Origin of the sequence: uncultured Psychroserpens sp. (assembly GCF_947501425.1) — a bacterium.
Classification (GTDB): domain Bacteria; phylum Bacteroidota; class Bacteroidia; order Flavobacteriales; family Flavobacteriaceae; genus Psychroserpens.
Genome location: NZ_CANMVN010000003.1, coordinates 316,079 through 332,417 on the forward strand (window position 1 = coordinate 316,079; position 16,339 = coordinate 332,417).

Here is a 16,339-nt window from a genome sequence, read left to right on the forward strand (position 1 = left end):
CACAGTTTTATATATATGAATTTTAATAATTATACCATAAAATCTCAGGAGGCCATTCAGCAAGCACAACAGCTAGCTCAAAGTTTTGGTCATCAACAAATTGAGAATGAGCATATCATTAAAGCCATTTTTGAAGTTGATGAAAATGTGCTTCCATTTCTACTTAAAAAACTAAACGTTAATGTAGAGGTGCTTAAACTTGCATTAGATAAGCAAATCGAGAGTTTTACCAAAGTTTCAGGAGCAGACCTCATGATATCTCGCGAGGCGAGTAAAGCACTTAACGAGGCATCTATCATTGCAAAAAAAATGAACGATGATTTCGTTTCCGTAGAACATTTGATCCTTGCTGTTTTTAAATCAAATAGTAAGATTGCTCAAATGTTAAAGGACCAAGGGGTAACTGAAAAAGGTCTCAATACAGCTATTGAAGAACTTAGAAAAGGGGATCGTGTGACTTCACAAAGTCAGGAGGATACTTATAATTCTTTAAATAAATACGCAAAGAATTTAAACCAACTGGCTAAAGATGGAAAATTAGATCCGGTTATTGGTCGCGATGAAGAAATTAGACGAATTCTTCAAATCTTATCAAGACGTACTAAGAACAACCCTATTCTTGTTGGTGAACCAGGAACTGGTAAAACAGCCATTGCCGAAGGTTTAGCACACAGAATTATAGATGGTGATATTCCTGAAAATTTAGTTAACAAACAAATCTATGCACTCGATATGGGAGCATTGATTGCTGGTGCCAAGTTTAAGGGAGAGTTTGAAGAGCGTTTAAAAGCAGTCATTAAAGAAGTGACTACCAGCGAAGGTGATATCGTACTATTTATAGACGAGATCCACACGTTGGTTGGTGCTGGAGGCGGACAAGGCGCAATGGATGCAGCTAATATTTTGAAACCAGCTCTGGCTCGAGGTGAATTACGTGCTATTGGAGCCACAACTTTAGATGAGTATCAAAAATACTTTGAAAAGGATAAAGCTCTAGAACGTCGTTTCCAAAAAGTAATGGTTGATGAGCCTGATACAGAAAGTGCAATTTCTATTCTAAGAGGTATTAAAGAAAAATATGAAACACATCATAAAGTTCGAATAAAAGATGAAGCTATTATTGGTGCTGTAGAATTATCTGAGCGATACATTACAAACCGTTTCTTACCAGATAAAGCTATTGACCTTATGGATGAAGCTGCTTCTAAACTTCGTATGGAAATCAATTCTAAACCTGAAGAATTAGATGTGCTTGACCGAAAGATTATGCAGCTTGAAATTGAGATTGAAGCTATTAAGCGTGAGAAAGATGAAACAAAGTTAAAATCGTTACGTTCAGATTTGGCGAACCTTAAAGAGGAACGCAATGAGCTCAATGCAAAATGGAAAAGCGAAAAAGAAGTCGTAGATAATATTCAAAATACTAAATCAAATATTGAAGAGTATAAACTTGAGGCAGAACGTGCCGAACGTGAAGGCGACTATGGTAAGGTTGCTGAGATTCGCTACGGAAAAATAAAAGAAGCTCAGGAACAACTTGAAACACTTCAGAAAGAATTACAAAAAAATCAAAGTGAAAGCTCTTTAATCAAAGAGGAAGTAACTTATGATGACATTGCTGAAGTGGTAGCAAAATGGACTGGCATTCCTGTTACTAAAATGTTACAAAGTGAACGTGATAAGCTTTTAAAGTTAGAAGACGAATTACACAAAAGAGTTGTTGGTCAGGAAGAGGCTATAACGGCTGTTAGTGATGCGGTAAGACGCTCGAGAGCAGGATTGCAGAATCCGCAAAAACCAGTTGGAACATTCTTATTTTTAGGAACCACAGGTGTTGGTAAAACCGAATTAGCCAAGGCTCTTGCCGAATATTTATTTGACGATGAAAATGCCATGACCAGAATAGACATGAGTGAGTTTCAAGAGAGTCATAGTGTAAGTCGATTGGTTGGTGCTCCTCCAGGATATGTTGGTTATGATGAAGGCGGACAATTAACTGAGGCGGTAAGACGTAAACCCTATTCGGTAGTATTGCTTGATGAAATTGAAAAAGCTCATCCTGACACGTTTAATATCTTATTACAAGTACTGGACGAAGGCCGATTAACAGATAATAAAGGGCGTGTGGCCGATTTCAAAAACACTATTATCATTATGACCTCTAATATGGGAAGCCATATTATACAAGAGCGTTTTGAGGCTACAAAAGACATTGACTCGGCTATGGAAGCTGCTAAAGTTGACGTGCTTGCCTTACTTAAGCAAAGTGTTCGTCCAGAGTTTTTAAACCGTATTGATGACACGATTATGTTTACGCCTTTAACACGGGACAATATTAAAGACATTGTTGGCTTACAATTGAAAGGTGTACAAAAAATGATTGCAAAACAAGGCATTACTTTTGATGCAACTCCGGAGGCAATACATTATTTAGCAGAACGAGGTTATAATCCAGAATATGGTGCAAGACCAGTAAAACGAGTCATTCAGAAAGAAGTATTGAATGCGTTGAGTAAAGAAATTCTTTCAGGAAATGTGACTACAGATAGCATCATTTTATTAGACGCTTTTGACGACAAACTTGTATTTAGAAATGAAGCTAGCTTTGTATCAGAAGAAATTTAATAATCAGTGTAACAAAACCATTATATAACAGTCTTTTAAGTGGTTGGTTAGTTGAAAAGCAACGTGAATTTTAGAAATAAAATGAGCGTTGCTTTTCCGTTATGAAAAAAGGCCACATTTCTGTGACCTTTTTTGTGCTATTAATGAACGTTACGTTAAAACTTAAGCCCTACTCCTAGTCCGACAACTAATGGATTGATGTCGACCTTTACGCTTTCAGAATCATTATTGACCGTAACATCTGTATTAAGGAATAATTTCTTCACATCTAAGTTCAAGAACCACTTGTCATTGAGGTTATAATCTAATCCAGCTTGCAGAGAAAAACCTACAGAGTTCTCATAATCGATGTCTTCAGCATCACCAGCATCTTCACCATAGAAAATGGTATAATTAATACCTGCACCTACATAAGGTTTAAAATCGTCTGCATAAAAATGATATTGTAAGTTCAGTGTTGGAGGTAATAACCAAACATATCCTAAATCTGGACCATTTTCGATTTCAACCTCATGTTTTGTTGTTGCAAGAATCAATTCGGCAGCAAGATTTTTGTTAAAGAAATATGTGAAATCAACTTCTGGAACAAAAGTCGTTGAAATATCAACATCAGCTCCATCAATATCATCATCTGGAGATGGAACAACAGCTATAACTCGGAAACGAGCTTGCCATTTACTGAAATCTGCATTATCATTAGAAGTTGTCTCTTGTGCATTGACATTGACCATTGAAAAAAGCCCTGTCATTACTAGTGCGAAAATTATTTTTTTCATGTTGTGATTATTTAATATTTCTGCAAATTTATAGGTAAAATAAATCCTCATTTATGACAAATATCATAGTTAGAACTATTTGTTTTTACCCATTTTTAATATCCCGTTGAAATGATCATAAAATGTCTAAATCATGTTACAACTAAAGCAAATCAATAGTCAAAATATACCAATTGGTATATTTTTTATATATTTGTGTTCATGCACACAAAAGCTGAACATACTAAACAGTTTATTTTAGAGACAGTGGCTCCTATATTCAATCAAAATGGATATGCAGCAACAAGCATGAGTGACATCACCAAAGCAACAGGTCTCACTAAAGGTGCTATCTACGGAAATTTTAAAAACAAAGAAGCACTTGCCATTTCTGCATTTAAGTTTACGGTTAAAGCGCTTATGAAAAAGATTGCAATGCACTTGGAACTGAGTGATTCTCCAATTCAAAAGTTGTTCTTAATATCTGATTTTTATAGAAATTATTACGACTACAGTAAGCGACTTGGCGGATGTCCTGTATTAAATATAGGAGTAGATGCAAACAACCAAAATACCTTACTACTTGAAAACGTAAAAATAGTGATAGAAAAAATTCAGGACCAGGTTGCAACCATCATTGAAAATGGCATAGAAGCAGGTGAGATTTCAACTGAGATCAACGCCATGCAATACGCAAAACGGTTAGATACAATGATTCAAGGCGCTGTTTTTATGACCTACACAATGAATGATGAATTTTACATGAAAGACACTATGAATCAAATTGATCAAATGATACATAACGAACTAAAAGCTTAAAAAAATTTAACCCATTATATACCAATTGGTATATTAAAAACTTAAAGACTATGGAATTTCCAAAAATTGTAAGTAGCAAGACAAAAATCAGGTTTCAGGATTGTGATCCTTTTAATCATTTAAATAATGGTAGTTATATCAATTATTTTATGAATCATCGAGAAGATCAATTACTAAAACATTACGATATCGATATTTACAAAATGGCTCAAAAAAAAGGAATAAGTTGGGTATCCAGCAGCAATCAAATTGCTTACCTCAAACCTGCTTTTTTAATGGAAACGGTCACCATAGAGTCCCAATTGATATTCCATAATTCCAGTGAGTTAAAAGTAGAAATGCGTATGTATGATGAAAACAAAACACACCTTAAAGCTATTATATGGAGTGGCTTTGTTCATTTTAATCTACTCAAGCAATCAAGAGCACTTCATTCGGAAACTTTAATGACGTTTTTTGAATCTGTATTAAACCCAGTTTCTGCAGTTACTTTTGAGGAGCGTCTCTCAGAATTTAAAAAGATGAAAACAGAATATTAAAAATTGTGTAACAATTCCTCTGGTCTACATACTAATCAGAAAATCTAAATTCTAATTATGAAAAAATCACTACTTAGTCTCGCATTAGCACTCCTTGGAATCTTTTCAATTCAAGGGCAAGAACTCGAAAAATCATTATTATGGGAAATCTCAGGTAACGGATTAACAGAACCTTCATATCTGTATGGCACCATCCATATGACCTGTGATGCTTCTCTGGATGAAGACATAAAAACTGCTCTCGATAAAACTACATTGCTAGTCTTAGAGATCGATATGGATGAACCTGGAATGCAAACCGCAATGATGACAGGTTTGTATATGCAAGACGGTCAAACATTGAAAGACTTAGTAAGTGAAGAGGATTATGTAACGCTTTCAGCTTTTGTTAAAGAGCAAATGGGTATGCCTTTAGATGCCTTAGGAAATGTTAAACCTTTTTTTATTTCAGCAATGTTCTACCCAAAGTTATTAGGATGTCCTGTTCAGTCTTATGAGCAAGCGCTTATGGATGTAGCTCACGAACAAAAAGAAGAAGTTTTAGGTTTAGAAACGGTTGAAGAGCAATTAAATGTTTTTAATAAAATCCCTTACAAAGACCAAGCTGCTGATTTATTGAGGTCTGCAAAAGATAATTTAGCTTATGATAAGGAGAGTTTCCAGAAAATGCTCCAACTATATGATGCTGAAGATATTGAAGGCATAGATAAAATGATGAAAGATGACAGGAATTTAACAACAACAAAACACCGAGATAAAATGTTAGATAACCGAAATAAGAACTGGATTCCTAAAATAGAAGAGTTTTCAAAAAAACAAGCTACATTTTATGGTGTTGGTGCTGGACATCTTGCCGGAGATAATGGTGTAATTAAACTACTTAGAAAAGCAGGATATACTGTTAAGGCTGTAAATTAAAATTCATGTAAATTTGACTCTAAGCCTCTAAAAAAGAGGCTTTTTTGTTAAAAACATGTTTAAAACTCTTCATTTACACAATAAAACTTTCATAATTAAGATTATGATTATTAGAATTAATTGCTAACTTTGAACCGCTATTAATTCCCAAATTTACATTAGTTAATTAAACGTTTAGTCTTTGTCAAATCAAGACTTAACGAAATATTTGCCTACTTTAATATGAACATAAGCTCACATATTGATCACACACTCTTAAGTGCATCTGCCACTGAACGTGACATTATAGACCATTGCAATCAAGCCAAGAAATATAAATTTTATTCTGTTTGCATAAACAGTTGCTATGTCCCACTTGCCAAACAACTTTTAAAAGATTCTAAAGTAAAAATATGTACTGTTGTTGGATTTCCATTAGGAGCATCTTCAACAGAAGCAAAAGTATTTGAAGCTAAACAAGCCATCAATGATGGTGCTGATGAAATTGATATGGTCATGAATCTTGGTGTTTTTAAAAGTAAAAACTACGTAGAGGTTTTTAAAGACATCAAAGATGTAAAAACTGCCATTGGTAAAATTCCATTAAAGGTCATTATCGAAATTAGCGAATTGTCTAAAAATGGTATTGTCAAAGCCTCTGAGATTTGTGTTGACGCCAAAGTCGATTTTGTAAAAACCTCAACGGGGTTCTCAAAAAGTGGCGCCACATTAACTGCTGTCAAAATCATTAGAAAAACAGTAAGAAATCACTGTAAAATAAAAGCCTCAGGAGGCATTGGCGACTACGAAACTGCAAAAAAATATACAGATATAGGCGTAGAACGTTTAGGCACATCTAGAAGTGTTGCTATTGTTAATGGTGAGCTATCTAGTGCTGATGCAACTGATTACTAACTTTAACCTTCCTTTATTAATAGTTTAGTTGAGAGTCATTATATTTGAGAATCATTAAATTTTCAAACTATGAGATCTTTACTCACATTATTGTTTATTGTTGTATTTAATCTACCTTCATTTTCTCAAAATGCTGAGGATACTGCTGAAACTACAACCTATTACTTCATTCGTCATGCTGAAAAAGATCGCAGCGATAAGACCAATAGGAATCCAAACCTTACTGAGGCAGGAAAAACAAGAGCTATTCATTGGAGTGAGATATTTCAAAATGTAAAATTTGATGCTGTATATTCAACACAATACAATCGTACCATTCAAACTGCTACGCCAACAGCCGAAAAGAACAAGTTAGAGCTTCAATATTACGATCCGAGGACATTATACTCAGAGGATTTTTCCGAAGCTACTAGAGGAAAAACAGTACTGGTCGTTGGACACAGTAACACCACGCCTGCATTTGTCAATATGATTCTGAAAGACAGGAAATATCCTGATATTGATGATAACAATAACGGCAACTTATATATTGTCACCATTTCCGAAGGTCACATTACAGATCTGGTACTAACGCTGAATTAACAGTTACATTCTCCAATTCTATTTTGGATAATAATTTTAATGCATCATCCTGAAACAATTGAGCTAAGTCAATGAGTTCAACAGATGCGCTTTCTGGCTTGTAATTATTGTAATCCACAAAGCGGATTCCTTCTATAATCCGTTGGTTATATGCTTCTCTAAAACGCAATCCTTTTCCATCCTCTTCATTATAAGAATAGGCTAAATAATCAACCTTAAACGTTTCACGATTAACCCAATACAAAAATACATCTTCAAAGTCTTCTCCGCCTCCTTCCTGATCAAAGGTGACTTTAATGGTGTAATAATCCTTGCCCTTGATACTAACATCACTTAGCAATTCTTTATTCACAGCCTTATCATTTAATCCATAAGGCAACACCGAAAAATAATGCACAGAGTTTATCGATGCAGAATATTTGGTCACCATAGTATCCGTTACTGATATTGGAAAATTATCAGCCAAACGCATAAATCCTTTATTATTCAAAATGTCAGTGATGGTATTTATCGTATCAAAATAGCGAGATGTTGTATCTCTAAACTTTCGCTCAAAATGAAAAACGCCTTTATTCCTGTATGCCATGTAGTGCTTATCTCTAAAATCAAAATTGATTAATGAGGAATCAATTTTTGCTCCACCAGAAACCTCAATAGCTTTGGTTATTATGGTATCAGCTGATAAGACTGGAGTCTCCTTATTCTTGCAGTTAAAGAAGATGAAAATTACAGCTGTAAAAATGGAATATGCAATTGTTTGAGATTTATACATTTCAATGTTGTTTATTACCCATTCTGGGTTTCATAATTAAGTCGGAAAACTCATGATTTAATAACAGTGTAAAACTATTAAAAATAATTACCTTTGCTCTCCATGCAAAAACCTGTAAATATAAAAAACAAAAAAGCTAAGTTTGAGTACGAGATTCTCGATACTTACACGGCTGGTATTGTGTTAACGGGAACAGAAATAAAGTCCATTAGAGATAGTAAAGCATCCATTGCAGAAAGTTTTTGTGAATTTAACGATCGTGGTGAATTGTTCGTCATTAACATGACTATTCAGGAATATGTATATGGCAATTATTACAACCATAAACCTAAAGCCGAACGTAAACTTCTATTAAATAAACGCGAACTCAAAAAACTGCAGAAGGAGGTCAATATTAAAGGAAATGCGATCATACCTCTTCGTTTATTTATTAACAACAAAGGCTTAGCAAAACTTGAGATTGCCTTAGGAAAAGGTAAAAAATTATACGATAAGCGTGATACTATAAAAGATCGGGATAATAAGCGTAATCTAGATCGTATTAAGAAGATTTACAAGTGATTCAATTTGCCTCACACAAATTCTTGTAGGAAAATATTTAACAATTCTCTACGTTTTATTTATGATTGTTTAACAAATGTGGTGTGATTAAATGGCTATGTTTGACAACACTCAGGCAACCTTTTACAAAAAAAGTGCGTCTATATATTATAACCGTCATTCAACTATTGCATGAAAACAACTTTACTCTCAGCCATTACACTCTTATGTACCTTTACTGCACTTGCTCAAATCAAAGGCTCTGTCTCCGATAATAAAAATGAACCACTGCCTTTTGTAAATATTTACATCGAAAACACCTACACTGGAACAACCAGTAATGAGGATGGTAACTATGAACTTAATATCACACAGTCTGGAAATTATACTGTGGTATTTCAATTTTTAGGCTATAAAACGGTGAAAAAAAAGGTTGATATTCAATCGTTTCCATACACCTTAGATGCTGTATTGATAGATGAAGAGATCTCATTAAATGAGGTTGTAATTAATGCTGAAGACAATCCAGCTGATAAGATCATTCGGCAAGCTATTGCTAAACGTAAAGAAAATCAGGAGAAGATTCAGAGTTATAGATCCGACTTCTATTCTCGTGGATTAATAAGAATTAAAGACGCTCCTGAAAAAATATTAGGTGCTGAAGTTGGCGACCTTGGTGGCGGATTAGATTCTACAAGAAGCGGTGTCATTTATCTTTCTGAAACCGTATCAAAATTAGAATATTTAAGGCCAAACAAACTCAAGGAAAAAATTCTGGCTTCAAAAGTTAGTGGTGATGATAACGGATTTAGTTTCAATAACGCCATAGATGTTGATTTTGATCTGTACGAAAATACTGTTGAAATAGGGAATCAAATTATTACGCCAATCGCTAATAATGCCTTTGGGTATTATCGTTATAAATTGGAAGGTGTATTCTATGACGACAGAGGTAATTTAATCAATAAGATAAAAGCGACACCAAGACGAAAAAATGATCCTGTATTTGAAGGTTACATCTATATTGTTGAAGACCAATGGACCATCTATGCTACTGAACTAGACCTCACCGGAACTCAAGCACGAATTCCTGCTGTTGACAAAATAACCATTACTCAAAACTTTTCTTTTTCTGAAAAGGATAATATCTGGGCAAAGATCTCTCAAAATATAGATTTTAAATATGGTCTGTTTGGTATTAAAGGTGACGGTCGTTTTACTGCTGTTTACAGTAATTATGAATTTAATCCAGGTTTGACTCGTAATGATTTCTCCAGAGAAATTGTATCCTTTGCAGACCAAGCCAACAAGAAAGATTCTTTGTTTTGGAATTCTACAAGACCTGTACCTCTCACTGAAGAGGAGATTACTGATTATATCAAAAAAGACAGTATTCAAATTGTAAGAGAGTCAAAAACCTATCAGGATTCGGTAGATCGTGTCAATAACAAATTTAAATTGGGAGATATTATTGGTGGATATACCTATACCAACTCTTATAAAGATTGGAGATTAGGTATAACTTCCCCTATTGAAGCTATTAGTTTTAATACAGTACAAGGTTGGAATGCAAATGTTGGTGCTTTTTATACCAAAGGCTATAACGATTATGAGCGCTATATCTCCATACGCGGAAATATCAACTATGGGTTTAGTGACGATCGCTTACGAGGCACAGTATCGGCTACCTATAAATTCAACAACAAGAGTCGTCCATTTTTAACGCTCTCAGGAGGTGTGACTACTCAACAATTCAATAGTAGTAATCCTATCTCAAAATCCTTAAACACTAGCTTTTCAATGTTTGCTGAAAAGAATTTTATGAAGATCTACGAGAACAGTTATCTACAAGCCTCCTACTCTAATGAGTTATTCAATGGGTTTAGAATGAATGCGAGTTTAAGTTATCAGAGACGACAGGCGCTATTCAATACAACCGATCAGGCTTGGTATCCTCAAGATGATAGAATTTATACAAGTAACAATCCTCTAGATGAAACCGCTTTTGGTGTGGCACCTTTCGACACTCATAATATTGTGAAACTTAATGTGACTGCTCGTATCAACTTTGCGCAAAACTATTTAAGTTATCCTGATGGGAAGTATAATATTCCAAATGGAAAATATCCTACAGTAGTATTAGGTTATGAAAAAGGGTTCTCATCCTCTGTTGAGGATTACAATTTTGATCAGATCAAAATTCGTGTAAATCAAGGTCTTAATCTAGCTGACAAAGGACGTTTTCAGTATAATATAAAAGCCGGAAAGTTCTTTAATGGTGAAGACATCGCTTTTGTAGATTACCAACATTTTAATGGCAACCAGACACAGATCGGACAAGGTTCTTACCTCAATGTATTTAATAATTTACCTTATTATGTGGGTAGTACAAATGATTCGTATCTGGAAATGCATGCCGAACATGATTTCAACGGATTTCTCCTCGGAAGAGTCCCTCTTTTGAAAAAATTGAACTTCAATTTAATTCTTGGCGCTCATAGTCTAGCCTCTCCTGACAATAAACCTTATCAGGAATATACCATTGGTTTAGACAATATTGGATGGGGAAAATTTAGATTTTTACGATTAGATTATGTACGTTCGTATCAAAGCGGATTTCAAAGTGATGCCATTTTGTTTGGCTTGAAATTCTTTTAATCTCATATTATGAAACATTTAATTTTAGCCTTATGTTTAATTAGTGTAAGTGCGTTTAGTCAGGAAACTCAAGACTATTCTAAAAACGTTGCAACAATCGATAGCACTTTAGAAACCTTATATGCTGTAATCTCAGGAGATAAAGGTGAAGATCGCAACTGGGAGCTTTTTAAACAACTATTTCATGAAGATGCTAAATTAATTCCCACAGGAAAAACCAAAGATGGAACACATGCTGCAACGTTCATGACACCTGATGGTTATATTGAACGTGCAGGACCCTGGTTAGTTGAAAATGGTTTTCATGAAGTAGAAATAAACAGAAAGACACAAACCTTTGGAAATATCACTCAGGTATTTAGTACATACGAATCTTTCAGAAGTAAAAACGACACCGAACCTTTTATGAGAGGCATCAATAGCATTCAGTTATTAAATGATGGTGAGCGTTGGTGGATTATTAATATTTACTGGCAGCAGGAAACTGAAGACAATCCAATTCCTGAAGTATATTTAAAGAACTAATTCTATTTTTGTTTTATCAGCTTAAACTTGGCTTCTGAATGTTCAGAAACACCTTTAAAAATAAATTCATCAAATAACTTTTGTTCTCTTTATTTTTATTGAAGGTATGAATCAGTTTTTATCTTCTAATAAAGGTACAAATCGAAATTCCCCAAATTCGTGTTGTTCAAATTCTTTCGCTCCTTTTCTAATAAACAGTGTCATGATCTGAATATCATCTCCAACTGGAATGACGAGTCGGCCACCAATTTTCAACTGACTTAATAAAGGCTTTGGTACAAATGGTGCGCCAGCTGTGACAATAATACTATCAAAAGGTGCCTCATCTTCTAATCCGATATATCCATCCCCAAAAATTAATTTCTTAGCTCTGTAACCCAACTTTGGTAAAAATTTACTAGTCTTTTTGTAAAGTTCATGCTGACGTTCAATACTGTACACTTTAGCACCTAACTCACATAAAACAGCCGTTTGATAACCGCTTCCTGTTCCAATTTCTAAAACTTTATCGCCAGGTTTAACTTGTAAAAGTTCAGTTTGAAAAGCAACAGTATATGGCTGAGAAATAGTTTGATCAGCAGCAATTGGAAAGGCTTTATCCTGATAAGCATGGTCTAAAAATCCGGAATCCATAAATAAGTGTCTGGGGATTTTTCCAATGGCTTTAAGTACATTCTCGTTGGAAATTCCCTTATTTTTAATGGTAGTCACTAATTGTTGTCTGAGTCCCTGATGTTTAAGCGTGTCTTTCAAAGTAGTTAAGTTTTCAATGCTAAAATAACTGAAACATTTTTATACTGAAAGTTAAAACGTACTGAATTATTAACCATATAAAAACAAGTGTTTTTTATTATCATTTTCGCATAAATAAACTACGAAAAATCTTATTTTTGTTAAAAACGTAAAAACAATGCTAAAAGCTGGTGTACTAGGTGCTGGTCATCTGGGAAAAATTCATTTAAGACTTCTCAATCAATCTGAAAAATATGACCTTATCGGTTTTTATGACGCAGACGAAGACAATGCTAAAAAAGTAGCAGAAGAATTTGGATATACATATTTTAACTCTATAGAAGCTCTAATTGATGCTGTTGATATGGTAGACATTGTTACTCCTACTTTATCACATTATGATTGTGCCAAAAAAGCTATTGCAAAAGGCAAACATATATTTATAGAAAAACCAATTACAAATACTGTCGAAGAGGCTGAACACATTAGAGAATTACTGGCAGAGCATAATATTCGCGGTCAGGTTGGTCACGTAGAGCGCTTTAACCCAGCGTTTATAGCGGTTAGAGATCAAGTAAAAAACCCAATGTTCATTGAAACGCATCGTCTGGCTGAGTTTAATCCACGAGGTACAGATGTTCCAGTGGTTTTAGATCTGATGATTCACGATATTGATATTATTTTAAGTGTAGTAAAATCGACCGTAAAACAAGTATCAGCAAGTGGTGTTTCAGTTATAAGTGATACACCAGATATAGCAAATGCACGTATTGAATTTGAAAATGGATGCGTAGCCAATCTTACCGCAAGTAGAATTTCTCTAAAAAATATGCGCAAAACACGTTTCTTTCAAAAGGACGCTTATATATCTGTTGATTTCTTAGAAAAGAAATGCGAGGTAGTTAAAATGAAAGATGCTCCAGAAAATCCTGGAGATTTTGATATGATACTCCAAAATGCTGAAGGTGTTAAAAAACAAATCTATTTTGACAATCCTGAAATTGCTAATAACAATGCTATTCTAGATGAGTTAGAAACTTTTGCTGATGCCATTAACAACAACACCACACCAGTTGTAACACTTCATGACGGGACTGAAGCCTTGCGTGTTGCTAAAATGATCATAGACCAGTTTTAATCAATCAATTAAAACTCTCAAATAAACTTTTTTAAACATTTCAATTTAATACAAATGAAAAATATAGCAGTAATTGGAGCAGGAACGATGGGAAACGGTATTGCCCATACCTTTGCTCAATCTGGATTTAAAGTACAATTAATAGATATTAGTGAAGACTCTCTTAAGCGAGGTATGGCTACCATAGCTAAAAATCTGGATAGAATGGTTGCTAAGGAGAAAATTTCGGAAGCTGATAAACAAACCACTTTAGATAACATCACAACATTTACTAATATTTCTGAAGGTGTGGAATACGCAAGTCTGGTTGTTGAAGCTGCAACAGAAAATATTGATTTAAAACTAAATATCTTTAAGCAGTTAGATGAGGCTTGTCCAGAAGATACTATTTTAGCAACTAACACGTCCTCTATATCAATTACTCAGATAGCAGCAGTTACCTCTAGACCTGAAATGGTAATAGGAATGCATTTTATGAATCCTGTACCTATTATGAAATTGGTAGAAATCATTAGAGGCTATAACACAAGTGACGACGTTACCAATACCATTATGGAACTCTCAAAAACTTTAGGTAAAATACCTACTGAAGTTAATGACTATCCTGGTTTTGTAGCCAATCGTATTTTGATGCCAATGCTCAATGAATCTATAGAAACCCTTTATAATGGCGTTGCTGGTGTTGAGGAGATTGATACTGTTATGAAATTAGGTATGGCTCATCCTATGGGACCATTACAATTAGCAGATTTTATTGGTCTTGATGTATGTCTATCAATTTTAAATGTGATGTACGACGGTTTTAAAAATCCGAAATATGCACCTTGCCCATTATTAGTTAACATGGTACGAGCTGGTAAACTAGGTATTAAATCTGGCGAAGGGTTTTACGATTATTCTGAAAGTAGAAAAGCGGAAAACGTTGCTAAGCAGTTTTTAAAATAAACCCACACCATAGTCTTTATGATTCGTGCTTTCATCTATTGTTGCTTTTTTTTGCTCATTTTAGCTTGCAAAAACAAAAGCAGTATTGTGGATGATACTAACAGAAGTTTATTAGATAAAACAGAGGTAACTGATTCTAATATTTCAGAAGCAATTACAGATTATAAGGTGCTTATTAAAAACAATCCTGAATATATCTCAAACGGATTCGATTTTCCAGTTGGAAAACCTGATGCCCAAGGCTACTATAACGCTCAAAAATTTCAAGAGAACAATCATTTAGGTGACGATTGGAATGGTGTTGGTGGTGGAAATACTGATCTTGGTGATCCAATTTATTCCTTAGCAAATGGTTATATTAGTGAGGTAAAAAATTACGAAGGCGGCTGGGGAAATGTGATCAGAATTGTTCACTTGCATGATGACAAACTATATGAGTCATTATATGCGCATTGTGATACCATGCTTGTTTCAGTAAACAAGTTTATTAAAAAAGGAGAGCAAATTGCTACCATAGGAAACTGTAATGGTTACTATCTGGCACATTTGCATCTGGAAATTAGAAGTGATGTGAATTTAGATATCGGACCAGGTTACTCGACCGATACCAAAGGATATTTAGATCCGACGAAATTTATAAATAAAAACAGACACTAATTGGCAAAAGTGCATCCATTTAAAGCGGTAAGACCTACAAGAGCTATAGTTGGCTTGGTAGCTGCACGTCCTTATCAAAGCTATACAGTATATGAACGTGAATCGCGAATGGATTATAATCCTTATAGTTTTTTGCATATTGTGAATCCTGGTTATAAATACGACAAGGTTATTACTGGCGAAGAACGCTATAAACTGGTTAGAAATCGTTATCTGGAATTTAAAGAAGATGGTGTCTTTGTTCAAGATGATACACCTTCCTATTATATCTATAAAATTGTTAATAGACATGGTCAGGAATTCAACGGGATCATTGCTGCAACCAGTGCTAAAGATTATGAAAATGACATTATAAAAAAACATGAAGATACAATAGCCAAAAGAGAGCATACATTTAAAACCTACCTGCAAACAGTAGGCTTTAATGCAGAACCTGTACTACTTACCTATCCAGATAATACAACTATTTCTGAAATAATTAAAGATGTACAAAAAGGCCATGCCGAATATGAATTCACAATGACCTACAGAGATACTCACTATTTATGGCGATTACACGATGAGGACAAAATAGCTAAAATTCAAAATGAGTTCGAGACTATGGAAACCTTATACATTGCAGATGGACACCACAGATCGGCATCGTCAAATTTATTGTATCAAGAGGAAAAAGCTAATAATCCTAATCATAAGGGCAATGAACCTTACAACTTTTTTATGTCGTACTTGATTCCAGAATCTGATCTGGTTATACATGAATTTAACCGACTAATAAAAGACTTGAACGGATTGACCAAAGAAGAGTTTTTAATTCAGTTAGATGCTATGTATCGTATTGAAAATAGAGGTGTCATGCCCTACAGTCCGTCAAAATCACATCATTTCAGTATGTATCTGGATGGTGAGTTTTATTCTTTATATCTGCGGAAAGCAAACTATACGTTCAAAACAGCTTTAGATCGGTTGGATGCACAACTACTATATCAAACCATATTAAAACCCATTTTGGGTATTGAAGATCTTCGCAATGACAATCGTATTGAATATGTCAATGGAAGACATGAAATGATTACTATAAAAAGCAGTGTGGACAGTGGTGATTTTGAAGTTGGTTTTGGAATGTGTCCCGCAACCGTAAAACAAATGAAACAAATTGCAGATGAAGGTCTGAAAATGCCTCCAAAAAGCACGTATATCCTTCCAAAATTACGAAGCGGTATTACGATATATGAATTTTAAA

At 34.4% G+C, this 16,339-nt stretch carries 16 protein-coding genes; 13 read left to right on the forward strand and 3 right to left on the reverse strand.

Going from position 1 to position 16,339, the window contains the following annotated elements; genetic code table 11:
* The first annotated feature begins 15 nt into the window (after positions 1–15).
* Positions 16–2,625: an ATP-dependent chaperone ClpB gene (gene clpB, locus Q0951_RS06375; protein WP_299335546.1), complete on the forward strand. Its 2,610-nt coding sequence runs from the start codon at positions 16–18 to the stop codon at positions 2,623–2,625.
* A gap of 155 nt (positions 2,626–2,780) precedes the next feature.
* Here clpB and Q0951_RS06380 read toward each other — a convergent pair whose 3' ends face one another.
* Complete coding sequence (locus Q0951_RS06380; RefSeq protein WP_299335547.1) at positions 2,781–3,401, reverse strand: OmpW family outer membrane protein; 621 nt, start codon at positions 3,399–3,401, stop codon at positions 2,781–2,783.
* A 201-nt stretch (positions 3,402–3,602) separates the two neighbouring features.
* Between Q0951_RS06380 and Q0951_RS06385 the strand changes: the two genes are divergently transcribed.
* From Q0951_RS06385 to Q0951_RS06405, 5 genes are all read left to right on the forward strand, one after another.
* The gene (locus Q0951_RS06385) at positions 3,603–4,199 is read left to right on the forward strand and encodes a TetR/AcrR family transcriptional regulator (RefSeq protein ID WP_299335548.1); all 597 of its coding nucleotides are present in this window, start codon (positions 3,603–3,605) and stop codon (positions 4,197–4,199) included.
* 50 nt (positions 4,200–4,249) lie between these two features.
* Positions 4,250–4,738, forward strand: coding sequence for a thioesterase family protein (locus tag Q0951_RS06390; protein ID WP_299335549.1), 489 nt, complete (start codon positions 4,250–4,252; stop codon positions 4,736–4,738).
* 57 nt (positions 4,739–4,795) lie between these two features.
* The gene (locus Q0951_RS06395; RefSeq protein ID WP_299335550.1) at positions 4,796–5,656 is read left to right on the forward strand and encodes a TraB/GumN family protein; all 861 of its coding nucleotides are present in this window, start codon (positions 4,796–4,798) and stop codon (positions 5,654–5,656) included.
* A gap of 222 nt (positions 5,657–5,878) precedes the next feature.
* Positions 5,879–6,550, forward strand: coding sequence for a deoxyribose-phosphate aldolase (gene deoC / locus Q0951_RS06400; RefSeq protein WP_299335551.1), 672 nt, complete (start codon positions 5,879–5,881; stop codon positions 6,548–6,550).
* Positions 6,551–6,619: 69 nt separating this feature from the next.
* Positions 6,620–7,132 (forward strand): histidine phosphatase family protein, encoded by a 513-nt coding sequence (locus tag Q0951_RS06405; RefSeq protein ID WP_299335552.1) that lies wholly within the window; start codon positions 6,620–6,622, stop codon positions 7,130–7,132.
* Here Q0951_RS06405 and Q0951_RS06410 read toward each other — a convergent pair.
* Positions 7,104–7,904 (reverse strand): DUF6503 family protein, encoded by an 801-nt coding sequence (locus Q0951_RS06410; RefSeq protein WP_299335553.1) that lies wholly within the window; start codon positions 7,902–7,904, stop codon positions 7,104–7,106. The genes Q0951_RS06405 and Q0951_RS06410 overlap by 29 nt on opposite strands.
* A 102-nt stretch (positions 7,905–8,006) precedes the next feature.
* On the opposite strand from Q0951_RS06410, the gene smpB reads away from it, so the two are divergent.
* The 3 genes from smpB (at position 8,007) to Q0951_RS06425 (ending at position 11,627) form a co-directional block, all read left to right on the forward strand.
* On the forward strand, positions 8,007–8,465 hold the full coding sequence (gene smpB / locus Q0951_RS06415; protein WP_299335555.1) for an SsrA-binding protein SmpB: 459 nt from the start codon (positions 8,007–8,009) through the stop codon (positions 8,463–8,465).
* A gap of 171 nt (positions 8,466–8,636) precedes the next feature.
* Positions 8,637–11,102, forward strand: coding sequence for a DUF5686 and carboxypeptidase regulatory-like domain-containing protein (locus Q0951_RS06420; protein ID WP_299335557.1), 2,466 nt, complete (start codon positions 8,637–8,639; stop codon positions 11,100–11,102).
* A 9-nt stretch (positions 11,103–11,111) separates the two neighbouring features.
* The gene (locus tag Q0951_RS06425) at positions 11,112–11,627 is read left to right on the forward strand and encodes a hypothetical protein (protein ID WP_299335559.1); all 516 of its coding nucleotides are present in this window, start codon (positions 11,112–11,114) and stop codon (positions 11,625–11,627) included.
* A 111-nt stretch (positions 11,628–11,738) separates the two neighbouring features.
* Here the strand turns inward: Q0951_RS06425 and Q0951_RS06430 are convergent, their stop codons facing one another.
* Positions 11,739–12,380 carry a protein-L-isoaspartate(D-aspartate) O-methyltransferase gene (locus tag Q0951_RS06430; RefSeq protein ID WP_299335561.1) on the reverse strand — a complete coding sequence of 214 codons (642 nt, stop codon included), beginning with the start codon at positions 12,378–12,380 and terminating at the stop codon, positions 11,739–11,741.
* 157 nt (positions 12,381–12,537) lie between these two features.
* Here Q0951_RS06430 and Q0951_RS06435 point away from each other — a divergent pair, with 157 nt between their 5' ends.
* The 4 genes from Q0951_RS06435 to Q0951_RS06450 all read left to right on the forward strand — a co-directional run bounded on the left by Q0951_RS06435 (position 12,538) and on the right by Q0951_RS06450 (position 16,338).
* Positions 12,538–13,497 (forward strand): Gfo/Idh/MocA family oxidoreductase, encoded by a 960-nt coding sequence (locus Q0951_RS06435; RefSeq protein WP_299335563.1) that lies wholly within the window; start codon positions 12,538–12,540, stop codon positions 13,495–13,497.
* Positions 13,498–13,551: 54 nt separating this feature from the next.
* Positions 13,552–14,442 carry a 3-hydroxyacyl-CoA dehydrogenase family protein gene (locus Q0951_RS06440; RefSeq protein ID WP_299335564.1) on the forward strand — a complete coding sequence of 297 codons (891 nt, stop codon included), beginning with the start codon at positions 13,552–13,554 and terminating at the stop codon, positions 14,440–14,442.
* 87 nt (positions 14,443–14,529) lie between these two features.
* Positions 14,530–15,099, forward strand: coding sequence for a M23 family metallopeptidase (locus Q0951_RS06445; RefSeq protein ID WP_299335566.1), 570 nt, complete (start codon positions 14,530–14,532; stop codon positions 15,097–15,099).
* A complete protein-coding gene (locus Q0951_RS06450; RefSeq protein WP_299335568.1) occupies positions 15,100–16,338 on the forward strand; it encodes a DUF1015 domain-containing protein in 1,239 nt (412 codons plus the stop codon).
* Position 16,339 lies beyond the last annotated feature (1 nt).

Coding starts and splice junctions, on each gene's coding strand:
- clpB (WP_299335546.1), top strand. CDS start 16: ATGAATTTTAATAATTATACCATAAAATCTCAGGAGGCCATTCAGCAA.
- Q0951_RS06380 (WP_299335547.1), bottom strand. CDS start 3,401: ATGAAAAAAATAATTTTCGCACTAGTAATGACAGGGCTTTTTTCAATG.
- Q0951_RS06385 (WP_299335548.1), top strand. CDS start 3,603: ATGCACACAAAAGCTGAACATACTAAACAGTTTATTTTAGAGACAGTG.
- Q0951_RS06390 (WP_299335549.1), top strand. CDS start 4,250: ATGGAATTTCCAAAAATTGTAAGTAGCAAGACAAAAATCAGGTTTCAG.
- Q0951_RS06395 (WP_299335550.1), top strand. CDS start 4,796: ATGAAAAAATCACTACTTAGTCTCGCATTAGCACTCCTTGGAATCTTT.
- deoC (WP_299335551.1), top strand. CDS start 5,879: ATGAACATAAGCTCACATATTGATCACACACTCTTAAGTGCATCTGCC.
- Q0951_RS06405 (WP_299335552.1), top strand. CDS start 6,620: ATGAGATCTTTACTCACATTATTGTTTATTGTTGTATTTAATCTACCT.
- Q0951_RS06410 (WP_299335553.1), bottom strand. CDS start 7,904: ATGTATAAATCTCAAACAATTGCATATTCCATTTTTACAGCTGTAATT.
- smpB (WP_299335555.1), top strand. CDS start 8,007: ATGCAAAAACCTGTAAATATAAAAAACAAAAAAGCTAAGTTTGAGTAC.
- Q0951_RS06420 (WP_299335557.1), top strand. CDS start 8,637: ATGAAAACAACTTTACTCTCAGCCATTACACTCTTATGTACCTTTACT.
- Q0951_RS06425 (WP_299335559.1), top strand. CDS start 11,112: ATGAAACATTTAATTTTAGCCTTATGTTTAATTAGTGTAAGTGCGTTT.
- Q0951_RS06435 (WP_299335563.1), top strand. CDS start 12,538: ATGCTAAAAGCTGGTGTACTAGGTGCTGGTCATCTGGGAAAAATTCAT.
- Q0951_RS06440 (WP_299335564.1), top strand. CDS start 13,552: ATGAAAAATATAGCAGTAATTGGAGCAGGAACGATGGGAAACGGTATT.